This is a genomic window from Erythrobacter sp. YT30, assembly GCF_001542875.1.
Classification (GTDB): Bacteria; Pseudomonadota; Alphaproteobacteria; order Sphingomonadales; family Sphingomonadaceae; genus Erythrobacter.
On the sequence record NZ_LMAF01000002.1, the window covers coordinates 794,168 to 819,464 of the forward strand.

Genomic DNA, 25,297 nt, shown 5'->3' on the forward strand with positions numbered 1-25,297 from the left:
CCCTAGCGCATTTGTGAGGGCGACGGGCAAGTGCCAAACGCATAGGGTCAAAGGCAAAGCAGTATTAAAGGCCAGGAAGCCAGGAGAGAGATGATGACGACACTCCATTCAAGTTTGGGTCCCAATCCGCGATTGGTGCGCATGTTCATGATCGAAAAGGGTCTGGAGGAAGGCAAAGACTTTCACCGCGTCCACTACGACATCATCACGGGCGAGAACCGTCAGAGCGCTGACTATATGGCGAAAAATCCGCTCGGCACGATCCCGACGCTTGAACTGGATGACGGCACTTGCCTCACCGAAAGCTGGCCGATTTGCGAATTTATCGAAGAGGAGCATCCCAGCCCCAACATGTTTGGCGAAACCGCAAAAGAGCGCGCGGAAGTGCGCAAATGGGCGCGTTTGTTTGATCAGGAGGTCGTTGTACCGATGACGATGGGCTTTCGCGCGACCGGCGGTCGGCCAATGTTCGAACCACGCATGACCGTTGTCAGCGAGGCGGCGGGTGCAGAGCTTTCGACCATGTCGGATGAGAAATGGCGGATGTTTGATAAAGTGCTTGGGGACAGCAATCACTTTGCGCTTGGCCGCTTCACCTTTGCCGATCTCATCGTGTTCTGCTTTGCCAATTTCGGGTTCACAGTCGGGTGGAAGCTGCCCGAGGGAACGGACAATCTTGCACGGTTTATTGAGACGCATAATGCACGGCCCAGCGCTGCGGTTTGGAAACAGGCAGAATAATGCCTGACCTTTCAGGCAAGGTCGCCATCGTTACGGGCTGCGCAAGCGGAATTGGCGCGGCAACGGTAAAGCGCCTTGCCGCAAATGGGGCGAAGGTGCTGGGAACCGATGTAAATGCCGATGGCGCCGCGGTTTGTGATGCGGCAGGTGCGCGCTTCATGGTGCAGGATGTCGGCGATACGGCTTTTTGGGCCGATGTGGTGGCTGCCGCGACGGGCGAAGGGGGCAGGCTCGATATCCTCGTCAACAATGCCGGGATCGTTTCGCAGCATTCGATAGAGGATGTGACCGACGAGATTTGGGACCGAACCTACGACGTCAATATCAAGGGCACGATGGCGGGTTGCCGCGCGGCAATTGCTGCGATGAAGAACAATCCCGGCGGATCATCAGGAGCCATCATCAATATCGCGTCGACCTCCGCCATGGCCGCGCTTCCCGGAGATGTCGCCTATTGTTCAAGCAAAGGCGCGGTACGAGTGCTTTCCAAAAGCATCGCCACGCATTGCGCGCAAAATGGCTACAACATTCGCTGCAACACCGTGATCCCGGGCGCGACCGAGACAGGTATCCTGAACGCTGCAGAAGAGCACATGCCGGGCCTGAAAGCTGCCGTGGCGGCGACATCGCCGCTCAATCGGCTGGGTGATCCGGCGGAAACAGCGGCAGCGATTGCCTTTCTCGCCAGCGATGAATGCCCGTTTATGACGGGGGCGGAAATGCTGGTGGATGGCGGTGCCTTGTCGATCCATCCCGGATTTTAGACCGAGCTTTTAGGCTGACTGCATCCGCTCCAGATAGCCTGACGATTTCATCTGCCGTGCGGTCCAGGCAAATGCGATCATGGCCAATACGCCTGCAACAGCGCTGACCAAGAACATCGAGACAGCGAGACTGGAGGTGCCGTAAGTGTCCACCAACCCATCGCTGATCCCGCCAATCAATGCGAGGCCGATGGCCTGACCGATAAGGTTGTTAAAGAACAGCGCCGTTGCCACCGCAAATCCGCGATTGGCCGGTTCGACCGCGGCCTGAATGCCCGACAGAATGGGTGCCTGGCTCGCGACATAGATCGAATAGGCAAAGGCGAACCACGCGAGGAAAACCCAGAAATCATCCGAAGTCAGCGCGAAGGCCAACGGGACCAGACACAGCAGGCTGACCAAGCCCGGAAACCAGGCGCGCCAGCGTTCGTCCCGCCGCGTCAGCCATTCGGTGATATATCCGCCAAGGATCGGTCCCGGTATCCCTCCCATTGCAAATGTGAGGCCGAGATATAGCCCGATATCTCCGGTAGAAAATTCGAAGCTGCGGATCATCACCGGAGCCATCCAGACGGCAAGTGCATATCCGATGACGATCTGCAGCGCCCATCCAGCGGCAAGGCCGACGAACACCCGGTTGGAGAGAATTGTGCGGATCGTTTTCGATAGTCCCTCTTGGGTGACTGTCGCGTTCGCAGCCGCATATCGTCCGCGCTGCGGCTCTCGCACAGTGAAATACATGATCGCGCCGATGAGCAGTCCGGGCAATCCCATCAGGATAAAAGCCCAACGCCAGCCGAACGCTTCGGCCAGCATTCCGCCAGCGATCAATCCGGTGGCCGTGCCCAGCGTCGCGCCGAGAGTGAGGAAACCCATCGCTTTGGCAAGCTCTTCGCGCCGGAAATAATCAGCGACAAGGCTCTGCGAAGCAGGTCCGGAACATCCCTCACCCACGCCCACGCCGGTTCGAGCCAAAAACAGCGTCCAGAACCCCGTCGCCATGCCGCAAAGTGCGGTCATCAAGCTCCAGAATGAAATCGCCGCCGCTACGATATTCTTGCGCACTGATCGATCGGCCAATCGCGCAGCGGGAAAGCCTGCCACGACATATGTCGCGGTAAAGGCCAAACCGCCGAGCAGGCCGAGTTGCAAATCGGTGAGGTCGAAATCGGCCTTGATATCCTCGATCAGGATCGAGAATACGAGCCGGTCTGCGATGCTGAACAGGCTGACGACTGTCAGCAGCGCAAGCACATACCAGCGGTACGAGCCCTCAGCCTTTTGACCTTGCGCAGGATCTTTAGTGATGGGGTCGGGCGTCGAGGCCATTGTCCACCGGGATTGTCAGGCCGTTCAAGAACCGCGCATCATCGCTCGCGAGAAACAGCACGCATCCGGCGATATCGTTGGGGTGACCAAGCGCATCTGCAGGCAGCGGGCCAGATGGAATTTCCATCGGCGCCTCGCCCGCGCGTCCTGACACTTCCATTACCATTGGTGTCTCAATGCCTCCGGGGGCAAGCGCGTTGCAGCGAATGCCGTATCCTTCATCCTGGCAGTGCATGGCAATCGAGCGGGTCATCGATGAAATCGCACCTTTGGCAGCGGTATAGGCAGGGATCATCGGATAGCCCATCAGCGCTGCGGTCGAGGCCATGTTGATGATTGACGAGCCGCCCCCGCCATTCTTTTTGTGCCGATGCTTCATGAGCGGCAGCGCGTATTTGCAACCCAGGAACGTGCCGTTCACATGGATATCGAGGTGCAATTTGAAATGATCGAGCGAGCAATCCTCGATGTTCTCGAAAATGACATTGCCCGCATTGTTGACGAGGATATCAAGCCCGCCATGCCGCTCCTTCACGGCTTGCATGACATCGATCCATTGCTGCTCACTGGTGACGTCAAGCGCCATCGCATCGCCGCCAATACTGTCGGCCACTTTGTGTGCCAATTCAGCCTCACGGTCTGTCACGATGACTTTCGCGCCTTCCGCGGCCAATCGCTCGCAATCCGCTTTACCAAGACCCATCGCGCCGCCCGTTACTAAGGCCACGCGTCCCTCAACCCTTCCTGCCAAGTGCTCTCTCCCAAAAGCTTGTTTGGACACCAAACTAGGCAAAGCGAAAGGACGCGCCACTCACTAAAGCGATGGGAAAAGTGTGAGGTGCGTGAGGACGCGCGCTCAGTATTGTCATCATGGGAGAACACTGATGATCGATGCTGCCGAAGTCGCACGCCTCAAGGCTCTGATGGAATGGGAAGGCCAACGCACCGGCCCGCCCAAGGCATTTCCGAAGCTCCCCGATATGCCCGCTGCGCGCTATACCAGCGACAAGTACTACGCGCTCGAACAGGAGCACATCTTTCGCAAGAGCTGGCTGTTTGCAGGCCATATTGACGAGATACCCGAACCCGGCTGCTACATGCGCTGGCACAATGCGGGCGATCCGATCATTCTGGTGCACGGAATGGATGGCGCGGTGCGCGCGTTTTACAACACCTGCCGCCACCGCGGCGCGCCGGTTGTCACGCAAGACAAGGGCAAATCACCGCGCCTGATGTGCGGCTATCACAACTGGACTTACAAAACGGACGGCTCGCTTGTCGGGGTGCCAGAGCGCCAGGATTTCGCCGAGGATTTCGATATGAGCTGCCGCGGGCTCATCCCGGTACGCTGCGAGATGCTGGGCAATATCATTTTTGTGAATTTCGATGATGACGCAATGCCGCTTGATCGATGGCTTGGTCCGCTGCTCGATGAATGGGACGAATTTGCATTCGACAAAGTGCGCCTCGCAGCGCGCTATTCCTTCGATCTCAACTGCAATTGGAAAGTCGCGATGGAGGCGAACATGGAGGTATACCATGTGCCCTTCATCCATCCCGAAACCGTTGCGCCGCTGGTAGATGCCAAGCGCAATTACAACACGATGTACCCGAACGGGCACGCGAGGATGCTCGCGCCCGCGCCAAATGATACGGACCGAGAGCATGTCCGCGCGGTCGATAGTCCGCCCGAATGGCAGGAGATTGAAACCGTCGGCGAGTTGGGGCGCACCTGCACGCAGAGCTACACTCTGTTTCCCAATTGGGTCTCGCCCCTGTCGAACTATTTCGTCCCACCACTTGTCTTCTGGCCTACATCGCTGACAACGACCCGGCTTGAACTTGTTACGATGGCGCTCGACTGGGGAGATGGACCGGCGCCTGATCTGTGGACCGTTCCTGACGCAACCAAACCAAAAGGGCGCGATATGAGCCCCATTATCCTTGAAGACACGCAATTTGGCGAAGCGATCCAGCAATCCATGCAAAGCTCTGCGTTTCGATCCGTGCCGTTGTCCTATCAGGAAGCGCGGATCTATTCCTTCCACCAAAGCTGCGACAAAATGATTGGTATCGACAATGTGCCCCAAGATTTGCGCGTCGAGCAGGTGATTGGTGAAGACTGGGTATGGCCTAACGATCCGCGCCGCGAAGAGGTGCGCGATCAGCTGACCGGGGCGCGAGAAGCAGCCGAATAGCATCAGAATGCACCTTCCGTTTACGTAAGATGACGCTACGGAATCAGACTTTCTGCCACTGTCTGTGACCAAAATGACGCATTTTGCAACTCTGCCTAGCGCTTTTGCTAGATGAGCGGCGAGAGGCTCCCCCATACAACCTTTAATGAGCCTAACGAGCGTCCAGATTACGCCGCAGGCTGGGGAATGGACTGGCGACATAAGCCAGCTCGCAAGGGAGAGAGAATCATGATCACACTTCACGCCCGCAATGCCTCTGGCGGTATGGGACGTTCGGCTCGCCGGATTCTTCTGGGAGGGGCTGCCGTATCGGTGCTGGCAGCTTTGCCACAGGCAGCGTTCGCTCAGGATGCCGAATTCGAACAGGTCTCTGCGGAAGAAGATGATAACGTGATCATCGTTCAGGCTCGCCGCCAGAACGAAAGCCTTCAGGAAGTCCCGGTAACCGTGACCGCGATCGGCGGCGAAGTACTGGAAAAATACGGCGTTGATCAGGTCGCTGACGTCGTCAGCCGCGTGCCCACGCTGAACGTCCAGGTTGGCGGGTCTGGTTCGGGCGGCCAGCTATCCCTTCGCGGTGTCGGTTCCTCAAATATCTCTGCCGCATTCGACAGCGCCGTCGCCTTTGATTTCGACGGTGTGCAGGTCTCCACCATGCGGCTCGTCCAGGCCGGCTTCTTCGACACCCAGCAGATTGACGTTCTCAAAGGCCCGCAATCGCTGTTCTTTGGTAAGTCCGCATCGGCAGGTGTCTTTGCGATCCGATCAGCCGATCCGACCCCCGATTGGGAAGTTGGTGCGCGCGCGCAGTATGAATTCGAAGAGCAGGGCTATACCGTCAACGGGTATATCTCAGGTCCGATATCCGACACTGTCGGTGTTCGCGTGGCGGCACAATGGAACGACATCGATGAATTTGTAGAGCTGCAGGACGGGACACCTGCTGCCAATGGTCGTTTCCGCGGACAATCGAACTTTGTTGGCCGCGTAACGCTCGATTGGGAGCCTGATGATCGCTTCGATGCCAACCTCAAAGTGCAATATGTGAAGAACGAGGGTGATGGCGCGATCCAGCATTCGGACATCTTCTGCGGCGCGAATGGCGTGGCTGATCCGATCTTCCTGCTACAAGGCGTCGTCGCTATTCCCGCAGGCAATGATTGCAACGCCTTCGATGGAAAATACTTCCTTCCCGACGCCGCACCCGCGCTGGCATCGGGTGTGCCGACACCATCTGCTGCCGCAGGCCGCAATGGCGTCCCATTTGCTGAAACCGAGCTTTGGTTTGGGCGCTTGCTCTTCAATTTCGCCCTCAGCGATAGCCTGACTTTGACGTCGACGACCGGTTTCGTCGATCTCGATGCAGTCGATTTCGATTGCTACGGCTATGTCGGCATCGGTCCGGCATTCTCGCCGATTGGCAATGCCATCATGGATCCGACGTTCCTCGCCGCCAACGCACCTGCGCTGGCCGCAACGAACACGCCGGGTTCCGCGCAAGGAACGGGCTGTTCCGATCCGCGCAACACATTGGAGCAGTACACGCAGGAATTGCGGATCACGTCTGATTTCGATGGGCCGTTCAACTTCATGCTCGGCGCATTCTACGAAGATCGCACGTTCGTGTTCGACACCGCGCAGCAAGGGGTCAACATCTCGCTGATCGCTCCCGATCCTGTAACCGGCTTCACCTATGACTGGGACAAAATCCAGACGACAAAAACGGAAGCGCTGTCGTTCTTTGGTTCCGCGATTGTGAACCTCACCGACGATCTCGAACTATCGGGCGGCATTCGCTACACTGACGAGACAAAGACATCCTTTATCTCCGTCCCTTACCTCCATACCTTCCTGCAAGGGCCAGGCTTTGTGTCGCCGGGCTTTTTCTCGGGGCCCATTGACTTCACCGATGATAACTTCTCGCCAGAAGTCACACTGCGGTACCAAGCAACGGACGACATTAATCTGTTTGCTTCGTACAAAACCGGCTTCAAATCGGGCGGCATTGATAACTCCGCTCTGCCTTCTAACAGCCTGAGCGTTGCAGCGCTTTCCGGCGATTTTAGCTCGCTGATCTTCGATTCAGAGACGACAGAAGGCGGCGAGATCGGCATTAAATCGCAATGGGCCGACCGCACATTCACGCTGAATGCAACGGCTTACTATTATGTGTTTTCCGATCTGCAGGTTCAGAACTTTGATGCTGTGACCATTCAGTTCCTGACGCTCAACGCAGGCGAGCTGACTTCGCAAGGTGTGGATCTGGAATTCAACTGGCTCACCCCTGTTGATGGCCTCAACATCTCAGGCAACATTGCCTATCTGGATGCCGAATTCTCCGATGAGTTCATCACCAGCTCCGGCAATGATTTGAATGGCCGCACATCCGCACGCGCGCCGAAATGGTCGGGCAACCTTGCGTTCGATTGGTTCATCCCGCTGAGCGACAACCTTGAGCTGGGGCTCGGAGGAAATGCGATCTATTCAGATAGCTATTTCACCAATGAAGACACCGCGAACGATTTTGTTCAAGACAGCTATGTCACATTTGATGCCAACATTTCGATTGGCCATCCTGATGGCAATTGGAAGTTCTCGATCATCGGGACCAACCTTGCTGATGAAATCTGGGTGAACACATCGGGCCCGCGCCCCTTCCTTTCGCCGGGCGGCGCAGCTGGCTTCGGCCTGCCGCTGGGCGATGATGAAGTTCTCACGCAAAACCGTGGACGGCAAATCTTCGCAGAGGTTAGCTTCGCTTTCTAAGCAAAGCAGCCAGTGAAATAAGAAAAGGGCGGGCCGGCTGGCTCGCTCTTTTTGGTTTCAGGGCAGCCTCCCCTGCCAAAAACACCCATTGCTCCACTACGCCCTTTTGCAGCACTCTTGCAGGCGCACTCGGGAGAAGATCACACATGTCACGCGAAGAACTCATCACCATGACGCGCAGCCTGATTGATCATGGCGCGGCTGACACGATGGAATACGCCGACGAGGTCGTGCAAGTGCCTGCGAGCACCTATACCGATCCCGATCTGTTCGAGCTTGAAAAGCGCAACATCTTCCGCCGCCTGCCCTTGATGGTGGCGCCTTCATGCGAGTTGCCGGAGCCCGACGATTACAAGGCGATGGATATTTGCGGGGTGCCGCTACTGCTAACACGGCAGCGCGATGGGAGCGTCGGCGCGTTTCTCAACATGTGCTCGCACCGCGGCAATCCTGTTGTCGAAGCGGGCACAACCGGCAATGCGACGCGCTTTATGTGCGGATATCACGGCTGGACATTCAAGAATGACGGCGATCTTGTGGGCGTCGCGAGCCAAAAGGATTTTGGCGCGGTCGACAAGGCGGCATTATGCCTCAAACGCTTCCCCGTTTATGAAAGCGCTGGCCTGATCTGGGCGACGCTCGATCTCAATTCCAAGCTTTCGATTGCCGATTATCTGTGCGGCTATGATGATCTCCTCGAAGCGTTTGGCTTTGATGGATGGACCCTTTTCAGCCAGCGCACTCTGCCGGGGCCGAATTGGAAGACGGCCTATGACGGCTATCTCGATTTCTATCACCTGCCCGTGCTGCATAAAGACACGTTCGGCGCAGACTTTTTCAACCGCGCCAATTATTTTTTCTGGGGCCCGCACCAACGCCTCTCCAGCCCATCAAAGTTTGCCCAGAAGACGGGCAGCGATGAAATGCTCGATCTGTCGGTGATGAGCGATGACGAGCTTCCGCAAGATGCTCTTACCCAAGGCGTCTGGACGATTTTCCCGCATATCTCGATTGCAAGCTTTTATGGCGGCGGACAGCGCGGCGCGATGATCTCGCAGCTCTTCCCCGGAGAGACGGTGGGAGAGAGCTACACGACGCAGTATTACGTCATGGAAAACCGACCCGAAACAGACGAAGACGTCAAATCGGCCCACGAGCAGTTCGACTTCCTCGAAGTGGTGGTGCGCGATGAAGACTACGCCACAGGCAAACGCCAACACGAAGCGCTGCAATCCGGCATGATGGACCACGTGCTGTTCGGCAAGAATGAACGCGGTGGGCAAGTCTTCCACCAATGGGTCGACCGCTTGACCCATGCAAGCGATCCCAAAGTGGAAGAGATTTTCGCAGGCGAACAAAAGGAAGCGGCAGAATAGGTGTGCCGGCAATTGGTGCAATGGGATCAGTCTTGACTAGGTGAGAAGCTGCTGCTGCCACGCAAATGCTCGGCTAGTATATGACCCTGACGTATTCCCCCATCCATGCGAGCGCTGAGTTTAGTTGCGCTACAAAAGGATTGCCCGCGAACGGCCATAGGATTGCCTCAACCACGAGCGCGAACGCCAATCCTTGCCAATACACCGGGTGCACTTTGCCGTGAAACAACCGGTCAAAGATCATGGCCGACACCATAAATGCGTTCGTGGCCAAGACCCAACCGGTATCAGCCCATGCAACTGATCCGAAAAGAAACCCGAACACTCTGAAAAGTGCGGCACCCAGACCAGCCGCGCTTGCCAAAACCATCCACCTCTTGTGCGCTTCAAATTGCCCTTTCATGGCCATGCGAATTGCGAGCGCATAGAATACCGCAAACAGTAGAATATTGGAGAAGATCAGCGAGCCGACATATCGCAGGAAGGCTAGAAACCCGTCCGCATCGCCGCTCAACGCGTCATCCATTCGCACGGCAAGCACGAACACTCCTGTGACGATCATGATCAGAGCAAGCGCAACGCTCGCGCGACCAAAAGCCATATGAAGCTTTGAGCGGTTGGCGGCGATCAGCACAGCCTGCATAGGAAACAGGAGATACCAGAGGAAAAACGACCAGCCATGGATGTGCACGAATGGCGACAAATCCGGATAGCTTCCCGTGAGCATCGGGGAGAAATAGGTGAATGTGAAACCGAAGAATGCCGTGGCAGTGGTCGCAAGGGCAAACCCTGAAAAGAACACGCGATCGGCTCTTGGTGTTAGCCGCGTTTCAATACCGGTGGCCGCAAGTCCCATAACCTCCCCCAGACCTGCGTTCTACAGGAAGGGAGCCTAGTCGTAAACGTCCGCACTGGGATCGCAGGCAGTCGGTCCGACCTCGATCTACTGATGCGCCTCGATACCAGAAGTCATCCAAACGCAGGCCTGAAGTTGCTCTCACCCCAATCCTGCCGCTTGGTCCATTCGCCCATGGTTTCGAGGTTGCCTTCAACTTCCGGGAAACGTTCGTAAACGTGATCCATATCGACCTCGAAAGGCCGCGTGGGCGCTTCGTTATTATATTCGTAGAACGCCTGGATGCCCTTGGCGAAATCCTCACGCATTTCAGGCGGCATGGTATCGCCTGCTGCTTCGACGAGATAGCGTCCAAACTCCTCCGGCGTGCATGGATCATAGGTGATGTCCTTATCGAGCGCTTCGGAAAGGTATTGTGTCACCTGCTTGCCCACGAGTCGCTCTGGCCCGCCAATATTGAGCCACGCGCCCTCCATGTCGGGCCGTTCAAGGCTGGTGAGCATGAACTTCGCGACATCATCAAGGCTGATCCAGTTGGCGTGCAGCTCAGGGTTGTGCGGGTATACATAACGTCCTTCATTCACGATAAACGGCCGCGCCCAATTGGTGAGCAGATTGTCCATGAAAAGCACGCTGCCAAACACGGTGCCGGGACAGCCTGACCGCCACAGCGCATTAATGCCCTTGGTATTCTCGCCGTAAGTGAAAGGATCACCGGGCTTGTCCGGAATCCAGCTCGACGTGTTCCAGACAAGGCGTTTGACACCCAGTTCGGCTGCTGCCTTTCCAAGATCACCGATCAGCACCGCCCTATCAGCGCGCGCTTGCAGGGGGTGAGTGTAGAAGACGTAATCTGTGCCTTCCAAGGCGGGTTTGAAGGAAGCGGGATCGTAAAGGTCCATTGGGCGCACTTCGACGCGTTCGACGCCATCGATCTTTGCCCCGCCAAATGGATCTTCCTGGCGCGAGATGGCGCGCACGTCATAGCCTGCTTTCAAGGCCTGACGAACCTGCGCCATACCTTGACGCCCTGATGCGCCAATTACGGTGATGATTGCCATTGTTTCTCTCCCACTCTTTGCAAGTGGAATTGCCATTGAGATGGCGTCTGCGCACCGCGCCAAATTGATAGCGCGGGCCATTTTGCCCCTAGCAAAAGCGAGGGCTTGCAGGCGTGGCGACGGGACTGGACAAGACCCGAATGGAGAACACGTTCTGGCGCATAGAACGCCGGCCTGAGGGGACCGATTTTGCAAGCGCACTGGCGCTGGTCGATGCGCCGCTGCCTGATCTTCAAGACGGAGAGATCCGCATCCGCAACGCGATGCTGTCGATGGATGCTGGAACACGTCTTTGGCTGACCGATCGAGAGGACGGCTATCAACCGCCTCTGCCCGTGGGCGCACCGATGACAGGTTTGGTCGTCGGCGAAGTAATGGAAAGCCGCGCGACAGGGTTCTCGCAAGGCCATCTGGTGCGCGCATTTGGAGTCTGGGGCAGGGTCAGCCAGGTGGATGCTGCGATGAGCGGGGCGATCCTGCTCGATCCGTCAGTCACAGATAAGCGTGCATGGTTTGGGCCACTCGGCATGAATGGGTGGACTGCGCTGTGGGGCATCAGCGAAACCGGCGCGGCCAAAGCTGGCGAACGAGTGCTCGTCTCCGCAGCCGCAGGGGCAACTGGCATCCTCGCTGTTCAGATAGCTCGCCTTCTGGGATGCGAGGTTTGGGGCATTGCTGGTGGCGCGGAGAAGTGTCGTATCCTCCGCCAAGAAATGGGCTGCAAGGGCGCTATTGATTACAAGGCTGGCGACGTTGGAAAGCAACTTGATGCAGCTGGCGGCTTTGATGTCTATTTCGACAATGTCGGCGGGCCGATGCTTGATGAGGTGCTGACACGGATGAACCACTATGGGCGGATCGCTGTGTGCGGATTGCTCTCCGATTACTCCAGCGGCACCCGCACCGCGCCAGCTGAATTCGATCAAATCCTGATGCGCCGTCTGCGCGTCGAAGGGTTCTTCAGCCCCGATTTCATGGATCAAGGAGAGCGCCTGACGGCTCAACTCAAAGCATGGCTGGATGAAGGCAAACTCACCATGCCTTATGATGTAACGCATGGCCTTGAAAACACGCTGACCGCTTATGCCAAGCTGTTCACAGGCGGCAATATCGGCAAAGTGATCGTGGAGCTGGAAACATGACAGTAAGGCTCGAAGAACGTGAGGCCATCCGCGACATTTTGGCAGGCTATGCTCATGCGATTGACCGGCGGCGTTGGGCGATGATGGAGCATTTCTTCCACGATGATGCGATGTTCCGTTTCGGCACCATAGAAGGGGATTGGCGCAGCTTTGTCGGGCAGGCGCGCGCCCTGATAGACCCATGCCTCGCAACGCAGCATCAACTGGGCCAAACGCTGTTCGCTTTTGAAGGCGACACCGTGTGTCACACTGAAACCTATATGACGGCGATGCACACCGTCCCGCCGGGCTTTCCCATGCCGGAAGTGTTTCCGGACAAAGGCGTCATTTACTCCGCTGTTGTCGCCGGGCGCTATGTTGACCGGTTTGAAAAACGAGACGGCGAATGGCGTATATCCCAGCGAACGGGACTATACGATTGGCGTGAATTCCGTGTTGTCGAAGGCGTTGACCTGTCTGACACTCCCGAAGGCGCAAGCGGATTTCACGACGAACGCGACCCAGCAACGCCAATTGTCCAACGCTGGCTCGGCTAAGCAGGAAACTAGGAAAAGGCACATGGCCACTCAAACAACAACCCAGCCCGCCTCGTTCTGCGAGATCGTGCGCGCGCACGCCCAGACGCAGGGCGATGTGGCCGCTTTCACCTTTGGCGATGAGGAACTGACCTTCGCGCAGCTAGATGAAGGCGCAAACCGGGTCGCCAATGCGCTTACCGCTCTGGGTGTGACAAAGGGCGAGCGCGTGTCCTATCTCGGCAAGAACCACCCGCTCTATTTCGACGCTTTGTTGGGCGCTGCCAAAATCGGTGCTGTGATGACGCCGGTAAACTGGAGGCTCGCGGCTCCCGAAGTCGCATACATCCTCGAGAACGCCGGATCACGCGTCGTGTTTATCGGCGAAGGCTTTGCAGACATGCTCGCAAAAGCAACGGGCGATGACAGCGCGGTCGAGCATGTGATCGGTATCGACGCGCCTGATCACGACGGCACCGATTATCGCACATGGCGCGATGCGGCACCTGCAGAAGATCCTGACATTGCGATCACGCGCGGTGATGATGCGCTCCAACTCTACACATCGGGCACCACGGGCAGGCCCAAAGGCGCAGTGATGACGCATGGATCGCTGCTGCAAAGTCTCGACCCGTCAAATCACGGCGACAACATTCGCGACTGGCAGCAAAGGACGCCGGGCGATGTGGCGCTGCTCGCCATGCCGTGCTTTCATATCAGCGGATCGGGCAATGGCCTCACCACCATGATCGCGGGCACCACCTCGATTGTCCTGCCCGAATACGATCCAACCCAAGCGCTAGAGCTCATCGAGAATTACAACATCTCGAAGATCTTTCTCGTGCCCGCCGCGATCCAGATCCTGCTCAATCATCCGCGTGTGCGCGAAGTGGATTTCAGCGATTTGACACACATCACTTACGGAGCATCACCCATCCCGCTCGAATTGATGCGCGAAGCGATGGACGTGATCGGCTGCGGCTTTATCCAGATGTACGGCATGACAGAGACATCGGGCACGATCGTCGCTCTCGATCCCGAAGATCACGTGCCCGAAGGCTCACCCAAAATGCGCAGCGTTGGAAAGCCGCTCGCCGGCGTTGAAATCAAGATAATCGATGCGGATGGCAATCCCGTCCCGACCGGAGAGGTGGGCGAAATCGCCACCCGTTCAGACCGCAATATGGATCGGTACTGGAACCTGCCCGAAGCGACCGCCGAAACCATCGATAAGGACGGGTGGCTGCGCACAGGCGATGCGGGATATCTCGATGAGGATGGCTACCTCTACATCCACGACCGCGTCAAAGATATGATCATTTCAGGCGGCGAAAACGTATACCCAGCCGAAGTTGAAAACGCGCTCTATGCCCATCCTGCCGTTGCCGATGTCGCCGTAATTGGCGTGCCGCATGAGAAATGGGGCGAAGCGGTGAAGGCCTGCGTCGTTATCAAGCCGGGTCAGGCGCTCAGCGAAGCCGAACTGATCGCTCATGCGCGTGAGCATATTGCGGGATACAAATGCCCCAAATCGGTCGATTTCATAGATGCGCTGCCGCGCAACCCGTCTGGCAAGATCCTGCGCCGCGAATTGCGCGCACCCTATTGGGAGGGGAAAGAGCGGGCGGTGAACTGACATGCGGCATATCTTGCGCCAACTGGCCTATTATGTGCCCGATATCGATGCTGCCGCGCGCGCCCATTCTGCCGCTTTTGGTTCCGGTCCGTTTCTGACCCTGCGCCATATCCAGTTAAAGCAAACCCTGCATCGCGGAGTGGAGCGCGACTGGGTGCATTCGTCCGCATATGGGCAGCACGGCGACCTGATGATTGAATTCGTGAGCCAGCACAGCGATGGGCCAAGCGCGATCACCGATGTCTTTCCCGCCGGATCGCAGCTTTATGGGCTGCACCACACCGCTTGTTTTGTTGACGATCTCGACGCGGCCATTGCCGATTTTGAAGTGCAAGGGATGCCGCTCGCGCAGGTTTCGGAAAGCCATGCCGGTATGCGCTTTGCGTTTGTCGATGCCACTGCGACCCTTGGCCATATGATTGAGCTTTATGCTAGCGGAGGCGGGATCGAAGAATTCTACGCCATGGTGAGCGATGCATCGAAGAACTGGGACGGTTCAGAGCCGGTCCGCGAATTGGGAGAATTGTAATGCCCAAAGAAGGCAAAGGCGAAGCGCAACGCGTGATTGAAGAGTTTTGGCGGGTTCAGGATGCAGGTGACTACACCAAATTAGCCCCGCTGTTTGCCGTGGACGCGCTGCTCGAAGACCCCATATGGGGCACGCACAAGGGCCGCGATGCGATCCTTGGGTTTATGACCACGATGGTGAAGGAAATGGGGACGCGCAAAATCACCTTTACCGTCGATGAAATATGCGGCGATGATCACGCTTGTTGGGCGCGCTGGACTATGCGTTCGCCCGAGGGCTCACGTGGAGGCGTTGGCATTTACAAAGTCGCGAACGGAGAGCTCACCTATTACCGCGACTATATGGACCCGCCCGAAGAGGGCTAAAGCTCGCGGTATTTTGGGTGCCCGCCCTTATCGATCTTGTAGGTGGGCAGGGGGAAATCAGGGTCAGGCTCAAACATCGGCTGATTAGTTAGCGGGCTTTTCCAATCGAGGATGTAAGTGCGCGCCGAAATGCGCCACTCGCTGTGCCCGTTTTCGGTTCGCTTTTCCCACTCATCGAGATAGCGCCCGCCAATCAGATCGCCTGCAATACTGCCATCATCCTGAAGCCGTCCGCCGCCGAACACACCATAGCATTCGCTGCTGGCGCTGGTGGCTGAATTGAAGCGGATGAGCGGGGTTGAAAGCATATGCCAGCGCCGCGCGAGACTTGCCTCGGTTTCCATCACAACGGGCAGGAAATCCTTAGCGGGCCCTATGAAAAATCCGTATTCGATGTGCGCATCGGGCCAATAACAACTCGCCTGCCCGGCCGCATCCAGCCAATCCAGCGTTCGACAATAGCGCTGGATCACATCGCTTATCTCCTGCCTGTCGATCAGCTCCTGCAGCTTTGCATCCCTTGGATCGCTCATCGCGCCCTCTCCAATCCGCCAATTGTTTTGCTGCAATATCGCGCTGAGATTGATCGCAAAGCCATACGCAAAATCGGGAGGGCTCCGCATGGCAACCAAAGCCGACGCGCCAGACATCAACCTGTTCGATCCAGTGCTGCAGCAATGCCCGTATGACGCCTACAAGAAGTTGCGCGATGAGGCGCCTGTCTACCATCTTCCCGGCACTGATATGTGGGTGGTGAGCCGATATGACGATGTGCGCGAAGTGTTGATGGACCCGCAGCGCTTCCCATCCTCAGCCGCCGAAAGCCAATTCCGCGCAAGTGCCGGGGACATGGAGCGTGCGGGCAAAGTTATGGCGCGCTTTGAAGAGAAAGGCTGGGTGCCTGCCCCCACGTTGAATGGCCGCGATGATCCAAATCACAAACAGATGCGCGCCATGTTCAATCAAGCGTTCAAACCGTCAAAGATCAAGGAAATCGATCCGCAGGTTGAAGGTCTCGCTTATGAGTTGATCGACGGTTTTATCGATGATGGTCATTGCGAATGGGTCAAGCAATTTTGCGTGCCCTTGCCACTCTTCATCATAGGCGAACAGATGGGCGCCAAACGCGAGGACATGTGGCAAATCAAACGCTGGACGGATGCATTCTTCCAGCGCATCTCGCTGATGCTGCCCGAAGACCAGCATATGGAGATGGTCGATCGCGAGATTGAGGCGCAGCACTATTTCCAGCCCATCTTTGATCGCCTTCGCGAACACCCCGATGACAGCCTGATCTCGGTGCTCGTCAACACCGTGATCGAGGAATGGGGCCGCCCGCTCACCGACAATGAACTGCACGCCGAAATGATGGCAGACACCTTTGTTGGCGGCAGCGAGACCACCACCAACGCACTTGCTGCTGGCATGAGACTGCTGATCGAGAACAAGGATGTGTGGCACAAGCTCAAATCCGACCCGGACAAGTACATGAAAACCTTTGTGGAGGAGGTCGTTCGGCTCGAAAGCCCTGTGCAAAGCCTGATGCGGTTTGTCCGCGAAGATACAGAGCTTGCAGACGTCATGATCCCAGCAGGAGCAATGATCAATGTCCGTTTTGCCGCAGCCAATCGCGATGAGCGTGCGTTTGAATGTCCCGAAAAACTCGATCTCGACCGGCCAAAGGCGGGTTCTCACATGGGCTTTGGTTCAGGCACGCATCACTGCCTCGGCGCACCGCTCGCCCGGCGAGAGCTCATCTGGGGCTTCACTGCCGTCGTCGATCGATTTGAGGATATGTGGTTTACCGAAGGGAAGAACGATTTCACTTACCACCCGCACTTTTTGCTGCGATCCCTGAAAGAGCTGCATATCGAGTTTGAGCCGCGGAAGAAGTGAATCGTCATTCCAGCGAAAGCTGGAATCGCTGGCGAAGTCGCGCCTACCTTTGAGCGATCCCAGCTTTCGCTGGGATGACGGTTGCCGACAGCGTGCTATTCATTGGCCCGCGCCGCTGTCCTTCCGGCAATGTATCCAAAGGTTAGCGCAGGCCCCAAAGTCCCACCAGCGCCTGCATAGATCCCGCCTGTCGGACAAGCGATGGCATTTCCCGCGCCATAAAGGCCGGGCACCGGTTTGCCATCGTGTCCCAGAATGCGCGCTTCTCCATCCGTGCGCGCGCCTCCGTTTGTCCCTAGAAGACCCATGCGGATTTCCACCGCGTAGAACGGCGCGCGTTCCACTGCGCCTAAGGTCACGGCCGATCCATCTCGGCTTCGGTCTCCGTAGAAATGATCGTAGGTAGACGTGCCACGTTCAAAATCAGGATCATGGCCTGCCGCTGCATGCCCGTTGAAGCGGGCAATTGTCTCACCAAGAGCGTGAGACGGGATGTCGAGCTTGCCCCCCAGCTCTTCCAGTGTGTCAGCGCAGACCACCCAATCAGGCACAGGCTGGCCGGGCAGACGCGGACCTATGGGATAGCGCTCGACATAGTTTGCATCGAAAACCAGCCAGGCAGGCAGATTGGGATAATCATAGCTTTGCGGGTCGAACTGATGAAAAGCGCCCGCAAGCGCCGAATAATTGGCCGCTTCGTTGCAGAACCGTTTGCCCGCACGATTGACCATCAGCGAATGCGGCACGGTGCGCTCAATCAGAACAGGGGCCGCGCGCTGCTCCCCACTGGGCCAGGGGTTATCCGGGATAACCAGTGTCGGTGCCCACCAGCCCTGCGTCATATTGCCGAGCTTTGCGCCCGCTCCCATGGCCAGCGATAACCCCTCGCCGCGCGCTGTGGGAGGGCTGGCGGGTGCATCCATGGGGCCGCGCAGGAAGGTCTGGCGCTTATCTTTGTCCCATTCGAAACCGCCCGTGGTGATGATCACACCAGACTGCGCGCTGAGCGAGAACGGCTCCCCATTACACAGGCCGTCGATCCCGGTGATCCGGCCACTTTCCTTCAACAAGCGCTTCGTTTCGACATTCAGGATCGGCTCAATTCCTCGCGCCAAACACGCTTTCAGAAGCCGCCCCACCATCGCTTGACCAAAGCCACGCTCATTCATTGCCATGCGTCGCTGCAACTCTTGCGGCTCCACAACACCGGTGCCTCCGCCCAAAGGCGTCTCGCGCAGCATCATCGGCTTCGCTTCTTCGATAGCTGTAATCCGACCGGCCCAATCGCCGAGCTCATCCAATGAAAACAGATCATGATCGAGCGCGCGACCGCCTTCGGCTTTCGCGCCAGGACGGTCGAGATAATAATCCGGATACCCATCGAGTATAGCGACTTTGAGAGCGCCAACCTCCTCAAGAAAGGCCAGGGCCTTGGGGCCGGAATCGACAAAAGCTTCCAGCGTTTCATCCACCAGATCGCCGTGATCGAGCGCTTTGAAATAGGCGAGCGCCTCCTCGCGGCTGTCCTTCATCCCCGCTTCGCGTTGCCGAGGGTTGTCGGCCACCCAGATAACACCGCCCGAGACTGCACCAGTTCCGCCGATCCGGTCAAACCGCTCTACAATCGCAACTTTTGCCCCCGCCTCGTGCGCGGCCAGCGCCGCTGTCATGCCAGCCGGGCCGCAGCCCAATACGATAATGTCCACCTCTTCCATCACCGGCATCATCCACGCCAAGTGCTCACCAGCAATTGCTTAATTTGGGAAGGTGCACGCGCGCGTCACTGCCGCTAGAGCAGCGGGCAAAGGAGACACGGTATGAAACTCGAGGGGAAAGTCGCAGCCATAACCGGGGGCACTGCGGGCATTGGCCGCGCGATTGCAGAAGCCTTTATGGCGGAAGGCGCGAAAGTGGCTTTGTTCGCTCGCAACCGAGAAAAAGGCGAGCGCGTGATCGAAGAGCTACGGGTCGGGAGACAAGGCGCGGACCGCGCGATCTTTGTGGCTGGCGACGCGATGAACCAGAAGGACATCGAATTCTTTATCGACACAACGATCGATGAATTCGGGACGCTTGATATCCTTGTCAACAATGCAGGCGGTGCAGGCGATCTGCAGCCCATGGTCAACCTGTCAGACGAAGCGTTCGATCAGGCGATGAAATGGAACGTGTATTCAACATTTTGGGCCACTCGCCGCGCTCTTCCTGAAATGATCAGCAAGGAGGAAGGCCGCGTGATCAATATCTCTTCGATGGAAGGAAAGCACGGAAAGCCTGTCTTCACCGCCTACACCGCGGCCAAACACGCTGTAAACGGGCTCACCAAGTCCTTGGCGCGCGAAGTGGGCGAGGCGGGCATCACCGTGAATTCAATCTGCCCTGGCCTCGTCATCACCGATATCATCAAGGATAACGGCCCCGAAACCGCCAAGGCGATGGGCATGGAATTCGATGAAATGATCACGATGTTCGCGCAGGAATCCGCGATCAAGCGTCCCAACACCGTTCAGGAAATAGCTGCGGTTGCCATGCTCCTCGCCTCGAAAGAAGGCGCGGGGATTACGGGCGCGATGTGGAGCGTTGATGGCGGGACGGCGCAATACTGATCAGGGCTGACGTTACTCCTGCATCTTCGCCATGGCCGCGCCCACGGCCGCCTCGATGTCTTTAGCCTGCGGATTGCCTCTGATGGTGACGCCGCCATTGGGCTGAATGTTCTGTCCTGTCACAAACGCTTGATCACTCGATAGCCAAAGGCACGCCTGCGCCACATCCTCGGACGTGTTGAGCCGGCCGAGCGGATATCGCGGAAGGAAAGCGTCAACAAGGCCGGGAGTTGCGAATGCACCTTCGGTCATCGGGCTTTCGGTAAAGGCGGGCGAAACGGTGTTCGCCTTGATTCCCAAATGCCCGAAGTCATTGGCAACGCATTCAATCATCGCTTCGCCAGCGCGTTTCGATCCGATGTAGAGTGCGTGATTGTTGATCAGTGCCTTGGTCGTGGCAGAGCTCAAAGAGATAATGGAGCCGCCGGTCGGCTCCTGCTCGCTCATGATCTTGACGAAAGCCTGCAGGAAGTGGTGGACGCCCTTGAACTGCAGATCGGCCATCATGTCGACCTGCTCTTGTGTCGTCTCGAGCAATCCTGCGAGCAATCCCACGCCCACGCAGTTCACCGCAGCATCGACGCGGCCAAATTCAGACTTGGCCTTCTCGGCCATGGCGTGGACCTGCGCGTGGTCGGTTATATCGCAAAGCGCGTAGGAACCGTCGATTTCATTGGCGAGCTGCGCCAAAGGCTCTTCCTTGCGGCCAGCGACCATCACCTTCGCGCCTTCGCTCGCGAAGAGCCTGGCGATCACCTGACCCATATTTCCCGGGGTAGCCGCTCCCAGGATAACTGCGCTCTTGCCCTCAAGCTGGCCCATAAATCCTCTCCTATAGCTCCCATCTCTCCTAGGCCGCCATTTGGCCAAACACCCTTCCCAAAAGTGTCCATTGATTGAGGCAATCGATCATTCGATAGCGGCGGCACAATTCGGGAGAGACAACATGTTCAGAGGACCGATGGAGGATCGCCTCGCGATCCACGAGCTCAATGGCACTTATGCAGACGGCGTTGTCCGCTTTGATGCCGGGACCTGGGGCTCAGTCTGGGCCAAAGATGCGCATTGGAACCTCATGGGACACGAGGTCGACGGCCAGGAAGCGATCGTTGCGTTCTGGCAGCAGGCGATGGGCGGGCTTGATGCCGTCAGCTTCATAAATGTGCCCTGTATGATCGAGGTAACCGGCGAGACCGCCGTTGCGCGGGTTCAAACTCAGGAGATCTTGAAAGCCAAGGATGGCTCTACACGCCATGTGGGGGGACTTTACGAAGACGAGCTTGCCAAAATCGACGGGCAATGGCGCTTCACCAAGCGTATTTTCAAAATCGTCGCCGAATACGGCGCCTGACAGGGGACCAGCACATATGGCCAAAATCGTCATTTCCGCCCAGATCGATCTCGATCCCGCGCAGCGCGAGGAGGCTCTTAAAAAAGGCAAAGTACATATCGATGCAGCGCTCGCCCAACCGGGTTGTATCGCTTACGATTGGAGCGCGGATGGCAACGATCCTGCCCGCGTCAATGTGTTTGAAGAATGGGAAAGCGAGGAAGCGCTCGCCGCTCATTTCGCTGGCCAGGCCTATGCCGGGATGCGCGATCACATCGGCACTTTCGGGCTGACGAATGCGGTTAGCCGAAAATACCGGGTGGATGCGGAAGGTCCTGTCTATAATGCCGAAGGTGTGGCAACCGAGGCTTTCGATTAAGGGACAACCCATCTGAACATCCTCGGTGCCATTCTAGCAGGCGGCCAAGCCCGGCGATTTGGCAGCGATAAAGCGCATGCGATGATCGATGGCGTTCGCCTGATTGACCGGGTGGCCGATGCGCTAGGCGCGCAAACCATGGCTTTGATCGTATGCGGGCGCGAGGAACCGGGATTTGGATGCATTCCCGATCAACCTGAGGCGGGTCTTGGTCCCTTGGGCGGATTGAACGCAGCGCTCACCTTTGCCGAGGCCAAGGGGTTTGCCCATGTGCTTTCGGCAGGGGTCGATGTGCCAAATGTGCCCGCCAATCTGGTGCAGCAATTGTCAGGCGAGGGCGCGGCCATTGCAGAAAGCCAGCCGGTTGTCGGATTATGGCCGGTTGCGGTCGCGGCTGATCTTGCCGAGTTTATTCAGAGCGGAGGGCGCGCGCTTTATGGCTTTGCCAATGCCGTCAACGCACGGCGCGTTGCGGTTGAACCGCCGCTCATGAATGTGAATCGGCCCGAGGATTTGCCTTAAAGCTTGAGCAGCTGCTTGCCTCGATTCTTGCCCGAAAACAGCCTTTGCAATGTGTCGGGCGCGTTTTCGAAGCCCTGCTGGATGTCCTCTTGGTACTTGAGGCTCCCGTCGTTCACAAAACCTTCCAGGCGCTTGCGAATACCGGGGAACTCACCGGCCCAATCGAGAACGATAAAGCCTGCCATCGTCCCCCGACGGAAAACTAGATTGAAGTAATTCTCAGGCCCCGCCGGCAATTGCCCGGTTTCATACCGACTAATCCCGCCGCAGATGACGACGCGCGCATTGGTGGCGATGTTCGCAAGCATATCGTTGAGTATTGAGCCGCCGACATTATCGTAGATCACGTCGACCCCGCGCGGACAGTGCTCTTTAATCTGCTCTTTGACCCCGCCCGCCTTGTAATCGATCGCTGCATCATAGCCCGCTTCTTTCACAAGCCATTCGCACTTCTTCGGCCCGCCCGCGATGCCGACCGCGCGGCACCCTGCGATCTTCGCAAGCTGCCCTACAACCGAACCAGTCGCGCCCGCCGCGCCTGACACCAGAACAGTATCGCCAGCGACAGGCTTGCCCACTTTGAAAAGCCCGCAATAGGCCGTCAGTCCGGTTGTACCGAGAACGGACAGAACTGCCGTTGGCGAGAGCGATGTCTCAACTTTGGTAAGTCCTTCGCCATTGTGCACGAGATGCTCGGTCCAACCGGTGGTGCCGAACACCATATCGCCAGCCGCGAACTTGCCGCCGTTGCTCTCAACCACCTCACAAATGCCACTGCCGCGCATGACGTCGCCGATATTCATCGGCGCAACATAATCGGCGATATTCTCCATCCAGCCTTTTTGCGCCGGATCAAAGCCAAGATAGTGCGTTTTCAGGAGCATCTCACCCTCACCCGGCGATGGAAGCTCGGTATCGACCAGCTTGAAATCATCCTCGGCAATTCCGCGTCCACGAGGGTGACCGTTCAAAAGCCATTGGCGAGTGGTGGTTGTCATCGGGTCTCTCCTGATTGCTGAGGCCCCCTAATGCGACGCTGGGCGCAGTGTTCCCATGGCCAAAAGTGTCAGTCGCTGCACGGGGCTGCTCTGGTATCTTGCAAGACGAGGAGAGAAGTTATGGGTGTCCAAACACACAAGACGTTCTGCCGGTTTTGCCACGCCAATTGCGCAATGGAAGTCGATGTTGAGAATGGCAAAGTCCTTGCCGTCCGCGGTGATCCTGAAGACCCCGAATATGGCGGCTACACCTGTATGAAAGGCCGCGAACTTCCCGATTCCCACAATGCTGGGCATCGCCTCATCCACAGCCAGATAAGAGGCGAAGACGGCGAGTTTCGTTCGGTGCCGATGGATGAAGCACTCACTCATATCTCGGACAAATTGCGCGGCATCATCGACAAATACGGCCCGGACAGCGTCGCCGTTTTCATGGGGTCTGGCGGATATCAAAACTCGGCTGCCTGGGGCGCGTCCTATTCGTTTGCGCAGGCCATCGGATCAAAGCACTTCTTCACCTCCGTAACGCTTGATCAACCGGCCAAGGTCTTCACCACGGCCCGCTATGGCAAGTGGGAGGGCGGCGTGAACAATTTCTCTGATGCGGATGTTGCGCTGTTTATCGGCAACAACCCCATCGTCTCGCACTATGCGCCTGTTGGCGGGGTGCCGCCGTTCAGCCCGTCGCGCCGTATCCGTGATCGTCAAGCCGAAGGGATGAAGCTGATTGTCGCAGACCCGCGCCTTGCCGAGGTCGGCCAACTTGCCGATATCTATCTGCCAGTGAAACCCGGTGAGGATCCCGCGCTGCTTGCAGGGATGATCAACGTGATCATCGAAGAGGAGCTTTACGATCGCAATTTCGTCTCCGCCCATGTCGACGGTTTCGAAGAGCTAAAAGCAGCCGTTGCGAAATTCCCGCCCGATGTCGCGGCCGAACGTGCAGGTGTCGAAAAAGATCAATTGATTGCGGCTGCACGCATGTTTGCAGGCGGCACGAAGGGCTGCGCCGTGACCGGTACCGGCCCTGAAATGGCAGGCAATGGGACGCTCACCGAATACCTCGCCACCTGCCTCAACACGATCTGCGCACGTTTTATTCAGGAAGGCGAAAAAGCGAGCGCACCGCGCGTTTTCACGACCCCGCGCGCACCAACGCGCGCTCAAGTGGGCGAACCCATGCCGCTCTATGGCGCGCCCGGCATGGCCAAATCGCGCTTCCGAAATCTGGGGCAGCTTGGGTTTGAAATGCCGTGCAACGTAATGGCGGATGAGATCCTCACACCGGGCGAAGGACAGATCCGCGCGCTCATCTCGGTGGGCGGCAATCCCGAAGTCGGATTTCCTAACCAGCTCAAAATGCGCAAAGCGCTCGAAGATCTCGAAATCTTTGTGCAGATCGATCCGTGGATGAGCGCAAGCGCGCGCCGCGCCGATGTGGTACTGGCGCCGAAGCAATCGCTGGAGCGTGAGGACATCACCAATCTATCCGAATGGTGGCACGAAAAAGCCTATGCCCGTTACACCGAGGCCTTTGCCGAGGCGCCGGGCGATGTGATCGATGAATACGAGATGTTCTGGCACCTTGCCAAAAATCTCGGACTTCAGATGGAGCTTGCAGGCGGCCCTGTACCGATGGATGGCGACATTCCGCCTTCCAAAGTCGAATTCCTTGATCTGATGACGGAAGGGTGCCTCGTCCCGCCCAGCCAGGTGCGTGAAGATGCGCGCAAAGCGGGCGGCGCGGCCGTGGTTTATGAAGATAAGGCCCCCGTGGTCGGCCCCGCCAATCCAGACGATGATTATCGCTTCAATCTCGCCGCTGGCGCGATGCCGACCGAGCTTGAGAAGTATTCAGCCGACGCCGCGCGCGCAGCAGGCTTCGATTTCCGCCTGATCTCGCGCCGGTCAAAGCATCGGTTCAATTCGATCGGACAGCCTCTTGAAAAGCTTGGGCGCAAAGTCACAACCAATCCCGCCTATATCCATCCAGAAGATATGGAGAGCCAGGGCCTCAATGATGGAGATATCATCGAAATAGCCTCGGCCCATGCCTCTATTCACGGGGTGGTGAAAGCGAGCGACAGGGTGCGGCGCGGGATAATCTCTATGGCTCATGCTTTTGGCGATGCCGATGCGGGGAAGCACAATGTGCGCGAGATGGGCGGATCGACCAATCGGCTCACCAGCGATGAGGTCGATTACGATCCGATCACCGGACAAGCTTTGCAAAGCGCCATTCCGGTTCGCATCCACGCGGCCTGAAACCCAGATAAGAAGGACAACAC

General features: G+C 57.5%; 24 protein-coding genes. 16 read left to right on the plus strand and 8 right to left on the minus strand.

Annotated features, from left to right (window positions below; translation table 11 throughout):
* Window positions 1–93 precede the first annotated feature (93 nt).
* On the plus strand, window positions 94–741 hold the full coding sequence (locus tag AUC45_RS08405) for a glutathione S-transferase family protein (RefSeq protein WP_233998613.1): 648 nt from the start codon (window positions 94–96) through the stop codon (window positions 739–741).
* Window positions 741–1,505 (plus strand): SDR family NAD(P)-dependent oxidoreductase, encoded by a 765-nt coding sequence (locus tag AUC45_RS08410; RefSeq protein WP_067601016.1) that lies wholly within the window; start codon window positions 741–743, stop codon window positions 1,503–1,505. Before AUC45_RS08405 ends, AUC45_RS08410 begins: the two co-directional genes overlap by 1 nt.
* Before the next feature lie 9 nt (window positions 1,506–1,514).
* Here the strand turns inward: AUC45_RS08410 and AUC45_RS08415 are convergent, their stop codons facing one another.
* Entirely contained in the window at window positions 1,515–2,834 is a 1,320-nt protein-coding gene (locus tag AUC45_RS08415) for an MFS transporter (RefSeq protein ID WP_067601018.1), read from the minus strand.
* Window positions 2,806–3,561 (minus strand): SDR family oxidoreductase, encoded by a 756-nt coding sequence (locus tag AUC45_RS08420; RefSeq protein WP_255356293.1) that lies wholly within the window; start codon window positions 3,559–3,561, stop codon window positions 2,806–2,808. The genes AUC45_RS08415 and AUC45_RS08420 overlap by 29 nt, the downstream gene beginning before the upstream one ends.
* 157 nt (window positions 3,562–3,718) lie before the next feature.
* Between AUC45_RS08420 and AUC45_RS08425 the strand changes: the two genes are divergently transcribed.
* The 3 genes from AUC45_RS08425 (at window position 3,719) to AUC45_RS08435 (ending at window position 9,174) form a co-directional block, all read left to right on the plus strand.
* Window positions 3,719–5,032, plus strand: a complete 1,314-nt coding sequence (locus AUC45_RS08425; RefSeq protein ID WP_067601020.1) for an SRPBCC family protein — start codon at window positions 3,719–3,721, stop codon at window positions 5,030–5,032.
* 228 nt (window positions 5,033–5,260) lie between these two features.
* Window positions 5,261–7,798 (plus strand): TonB-dependent receptor, encoded by a 2,538-nt coding sequence (locus tag AUC45_RS08430; RefSeq protein WP_067601022.1) that lies wholly within the window; start codon window positions 5,261–5,263, stop codon window positions 7,796–7,798.
* Between the two features lie 146 nt (window positions 7,799–7,944).
* Window positions 7,945–9,174, plus strand: a complete 1,230-nt coding sequence (locus tag AUC45_RS08435; protein WP_067601025.1) for an aromatic ring-hydroxylating dioxygenase subunit alpha — start codon at window positions 7,945–7,947, stop codon at window positions 9,172–9,174.
* A gap of 73 nt (window positions 9,175–9,247) precedes the next feature.
* On the opposite strand, the gene AUC45_RS08440 is transcribed toward AUC45_RS08435, so the two are convergent.
* Together AUC45_RS08440 and AUC45_RS08445 are read right to left on the minus strand one after the other, a co-directional pair.
* Window positions 9,248–10,030: a hypothetical protein gene (locus AUC45_RS08440; protein ID WP_067601028.1), complete on the minus strand. Its 783-nt coding sequence runs from the start codon at window positions 10,028–10,030 to the stop codon at window positions 9,248–9,250.
* A gap of 113 nt (window positions 10,031–10,143) precedes the next feature.
* Window positions 10,144–11,091, minus strand: coding sequence for an SDR family oxidoreductase (locus tag AUC45_RS08445; protein ID WP_067601031.1), 948 nt, complete (start codon window positions 11,089–11,091; stop codon window positions 10,144–10,146).
* 113 nt (window positions 11,092–11,204) lie between these two features.
* On the opposite strand from AUC45_RS08445, the gene AUC45_RS08450 reads away from it, so the two are divergent.
* Genes AUC45_RS08450 through AUC45_RS08470 form a run of 5 tightly spaced genes read left to right on the plus strand, consistent with a single transcriptional unit; the run spans window position 11,205 to window position 15,278 of the window.
* Entirely contained in the window at window positions 11,205–12,233 is a 1,029-nt protein-coding gene (locus tag AUC45_RS08450) for an NADP-dependent oxidoreductase (protein WP_369815235.1), read from the plus strand.
* Window positions 12,230–12,769, plus strand: a complete 540-nt coding sequence (locus tag AUC45_RS08455) for a nuclear transport factor 2 family protein (RefSeq protein ID WP_067601038.1) — start codon at window positions 12,230–12,232, stop codon at window positions 12,767–12,769. The genes AUC45_RS08450 and AUC45_RS08455 overlap by 4 nt, the downstream gene beginning before the upstream one ends.
* A gap of 22 nt (window positions 12,770–12,791) precedes the next feature.
* Window positions 12,792–14,384 (plus strand): fatty acid--CoA ligase, encoded by a 1,593-nt coding sequence (locus AUC45_RS08460; protein ID WP_067601040.1) that lies wholly within the window; start codon window positions 12,792–12,794, stop codon window positions 14,382–14,384.
* Window position 14,385: 1 nt separating this feature from the next.
* Window positions 14,386–14,913 carry a VOC family protein gene (locus tag AUC45_RS08465; RefSeq protein WP_067601042.1) on the plus strand — a complete coding sequence of 176 codons (528 nt, stop codon included), beginning with the start codon at window positions 14,386–14,388 and terminating at the stop codon, window positions 14,911–14,913.
* A complete protein-coding gene (locus AUC45_RS08470; RefSeq protein ID WP_067601044.1) occupies window positions 14,913–15,278 on the plus strand; it encodes a nuclear transport factor 2 family protein in 366 nt (121 codons plus the stop codon). Before AUC45_RS08465 ends, AUC45_RS08470 begins: the two co-directional genes overlap by 1 nt.
* On the opposite strand, the gene AUC45_RS08475 is transcribed toward AUC45_RS08470, so the two are convergent.
* Window positions 15,275–15,901 carry a nuclear transport factor 2 family protein gene (locus tag AUC45_RS08475; RefSeq protein ID WP_067601045.1) on the minus strand — a complete coding sequence of 209 codons (627 nt, stop codon included), beginning with the start codon at window positions 15,899–15,901 and terminating at the stop codon, window positions 15,275–15,277. The genes AUC45_RS08470 and AUC45_RS08475 overlap by 4 nt on opposite strands.
* On the opposite strand from AUC45_RS08475, the gene AUC45_RS08480 reads away from it, so the two are divergent.
* Window positions 15,900–17,174 carry a cytochrome P450 gene (locus AUC45_RS08480; protein WP_067601048.1) on the plus strand — a complete coding sequence of 425 codons (1,275 nt, stop codon included), beginning with the start codon at window positions 15,900–15,902 and terminating at the stop codon, window positions 17,172–17,174. The two genes, AUC45_RS08475 and AUC45_RS08480, sit on opposite strands and share 2 nt — an antisense overlap.
* Window positions 17,175–17,269: 95 nt before the next feature.
* Here AUC45_RS08480 and AUC45_RS08485 read toward each other — a convergent pair whose 3' ends face one another.
* The gene (locus AUC45_RS08485; protein ID WP_082701048.1) at window positions 17,270–18,901 is read right to left on the minus strand and encodes an FAD-dependent oxidoreductase; all 1,632 of its coding nucleotides are present in this window, start codon (window positions 18,899–18,901) and stop codon (window positions 17,270–17,272) included.
* 90 nt (window positions 18,902–18,991) lie between these two features.
* Here AUC45_RS08485 and AUC45_RS08490 point away from each other — a divergent pair, with 90 nt between their 5' ends.
* Window positions 18,992–19,780, plus strand: a complete 789-nt coding sequence (locus AUC45_RS08490) for an SDR family NAD(P)-dependent oxidoreductase (protein ID WP_067601052.1) — start codon at window positions 18,992–18,994, stop codon at window positions 19,778–19,780.
* A 12-nt stretch (window positions 19,781–19,792) separates the two neighbouring features.
* Here the strand turns inward: AUC45_RS08490 and AUC45_RS08495 are convergent, their stop codons facing one another.
* Complete coding sequence (locus AUC45_RS08495; RefSeq protein ID WP_067601055.1) at window positions 19,793–20,602, minus strand: SDR family NAD(P)-dependent oxidoreductase; 810 nt, start codon at window positions 20,600–20,602, stop codon at window positions 19,793–19,795.
* Between the two features lie 124 nt (window positions 20,603–20,726).
* Between AUC45_RS08495 and AUC45_RS08500 the strand changes: the two genes are divergently transcribed.
* The 3 genes from AUC45_RS08500 to AUC45_RS08510 are packed head-to-tail and all read left to right on the plus strand — an operon-like array spanning window position 20,727 to window position 22,011.
* Entirely contained in the window at window positions 20,727–21,131 is a 405-nt protein-coding gene (locus tag AUC45_RS08500) for a nuclear transport factor 2 family protein (RefSeq protein WP_156423793.1), read from the plus strand.
* Window positions 21,132–21,147: 16 nt separating this feature from the next.
* Window positions 21,148–21,489, plus strand: coding sequence for a putative quinol monooxygenase (locus tag AUC45_RS08505; RefSeq protein WP_067601061.1), 342 nt, complete (start codon window positions 21,148–21,150; stop codon window positions 21,487–21,489).
* 30 nt (window positions 21,490–21,519) lie between these two features.
* Window positions 21,520–22,011, plus strand: a complete 492-nt coding sequence (locus AUC45_RS08510) for a molybdenum cofactor guanylyltransferase (protein ID WP_255356318.1) — start codon at window positions 21,520–21,522, stop codon at window positions 22,009–22,011.
* Here the strand turns inward: AUC45_RS08510 and AUC45_RS08515 are convergent.
* On the minus strand, window positions 22,008–23,009 hold the full coding sequence (locus tag AUC45_RS08515; protein ID WP_067601067.1) for an NADP-dependent oxidoreductase: 1,002 nt from the start codon (window positions 23,007–23,009) through the stop codon (window positions 22,008–22,010). The genes AUC45_RS08510 and AUC45_RS08515 overlap by 4 nt on opposite strands.
* A 120-nt stretch (window positions 23,010–23,129) precedes the next feature.
* On the opposite strand from AUC45_RS08515, the gene AUC45_RS08520 reads away from it, so the two are divergent.
* The gene (locus AUC45_RS08520) at window positions 23,130–25,274 is read left to right on the plus strand and encodes a molybdopterin-dependent oxidoreductase (RefSeq protein WP_082701051.1); all 2,145 of its coding nucleotides are present in this window, start codon (window positions 23,130–23,132) and stop codon (window positions 25,272–25,274) included.
* Window positions 25,275–25,297: the final 23 nt, after the last annotated feature.

What these genes read in the sequence shown, in the direction of transcription:
- AUC45_RS08405 (WP_233998613.1), top strand. Translation starts at nt 94, where the DNA reads ATGACGACACTCCATTCAAGTTTGGGTCCCAATCCGCGATTGGTGCGC.
- AUC45_RS08410 (WP_067601016.1), top strand. Translation starts at nt 741, where the DNA reads ATGCCTGACCTTTCAGGCAAGGTCGCCATCGTTACGGGCTGCGCAAGC.
- AUC45_RS08415 (WP_067601018.1), bottom strand. Translation starts at nt 2,834, where the DNA reads ATGGCCTCGACGCCCGACCCCATCACTAAAGATCCTGCGCAAGGTCAA.
- AUC45_RS08425 (WP_067601020.1), top strand. Translation starts at nt 3,719, where the DNA reads ATGATCGATGCTGCCGAAGTCGCACGCCTCAAGGCTCTGATGGAATGG.
- AUC45_RS08430 (WP_067601022.1), top strand. Translation starts at nt 5,261, where the DNA reads ATGATCACACTTCACGCCCGCAATGCCTCTGGCGGTATGGGACGTTCG.
- AUC45_RS08435 (WP_067601025.1), top strand. Translation starts at nt 7,945, where the DNA reads ATGTCACGCGAAGAACTCATCACCATGACGCGCAGCCTGATTGATCAT.
- AUC45_RS08440 (WP_067601028.1), bottom strand. Translation starts at nt 10,030, where the DNA reads ATGGGACTTGCGGCCACCGGTATTGAAACGCGGCTAACACCAAGAGCC.
- AUC45_RS08445 (WP_067601031.1), bottom strand. Translation starts at nt 11,091, where the DNA reads ATGGCAATCATCACCGTAATTGGCGCATCAGGGCGTCAAGGTATGGCG.
- AUC45_RS08455 (WP_067601038.1), top strand. Translation starts at nt 12,230, where the DNA reads ATGACAGTAAGGCTCGAAGAACGTGAGGCCATCCGCGACATTTTGGCA.
- AUC45_RS08460 (WP_067601040.1), top strand. Translation starts at nt 12,792, where the DNA reads ATGGCCACTCAAACAACAACCCAGCCCGCCTCGTTCTGCGAGATCGTG.
- AUC45_RS08465 (WP_067601042.1), top strand. Translation starts at nt 14,386, where the DNA reads ATGCGGCATATCTTGCGCCAACTGGCCTATTATGTGCCCGATATCGAT.
- AUC45_RS08470 (WP_067601044.1), top strand. Translation starts at nt 14,913, where the DNA reads ATGCCCAAAGAAGGCAAAGGCGAAGCGCAACGCGTGATTGAAGAGTTT.
- AUC45_RS08480 (WP_067601048.1), top strand. Translation starts at nt 15,900, where the DNA reads ATGGCAACCAAAGCCGACGCGCCAGACATCAACCTGTTCGATCCAGTG.
- AUC45_RS08475 (WP_067601045.1), bottom strand. Translation starts at nt 15,901, where the DNA reads ATGCGGAGCCCTCCCGATTTTGCGTATGGCTTTGCGATCAATCTCAGC.
- AUC45_RS08485 (WP_082701048.1), bottom strand. Translation starts at nt 18,901, where the DNA reads ATGATGCCGGTGATGGAAGAGGTGGACATTATCGTATTGGGCTGCGGC.
- AUC45_RS08490 (WP_067601052.1), top strand. Translation starts at nt 18,992, where the DNA reads ATGAAACTCGAGGGGAAAGTCGCAGCCATAACCGGGGGCACTGCGGGC.
- AUC45_RS08495 (WP_067601055.1), bottom strand. Translation starts at nt 20,602, where the DNA reads ATGGGCCAGCTTGAGGGCAAGAGCGCAGTTATCCTGGGAGCGGCTACC.
- AUC45_RS08500 (WP_156423793.1), top strand. Translation starts at nt 20,727, where the DNA reads ATGTTCAGAGGACCGATGGAGGATCGCCTCGCGATCCACGAGCTCAAT.
- AUC45_RS08505 (WP_067601061.1), top strand. Translation starts at nt 21,148, where the DNA reads ATGGCCAAAATCGTCATTTCCGCCCAGATCGATCTCGATCCCGCGCAG.
- AUC45_RS08515 (WP_067601067.1), bottom strand. Translation starts at nt 23,009, where the DNA reads ATGACAACCACCACTCGCCAATGGCTTTTGAACGGTCACCCTCGTGGA.
- AUC45_RS08520 (WP_082701051.1), top strand. Translation starts at nt 23,130, where the DNA reads ATGGGTGTCCAAACACACAAGACGTTCTGCCGGTTTTGCCACGCCAAT.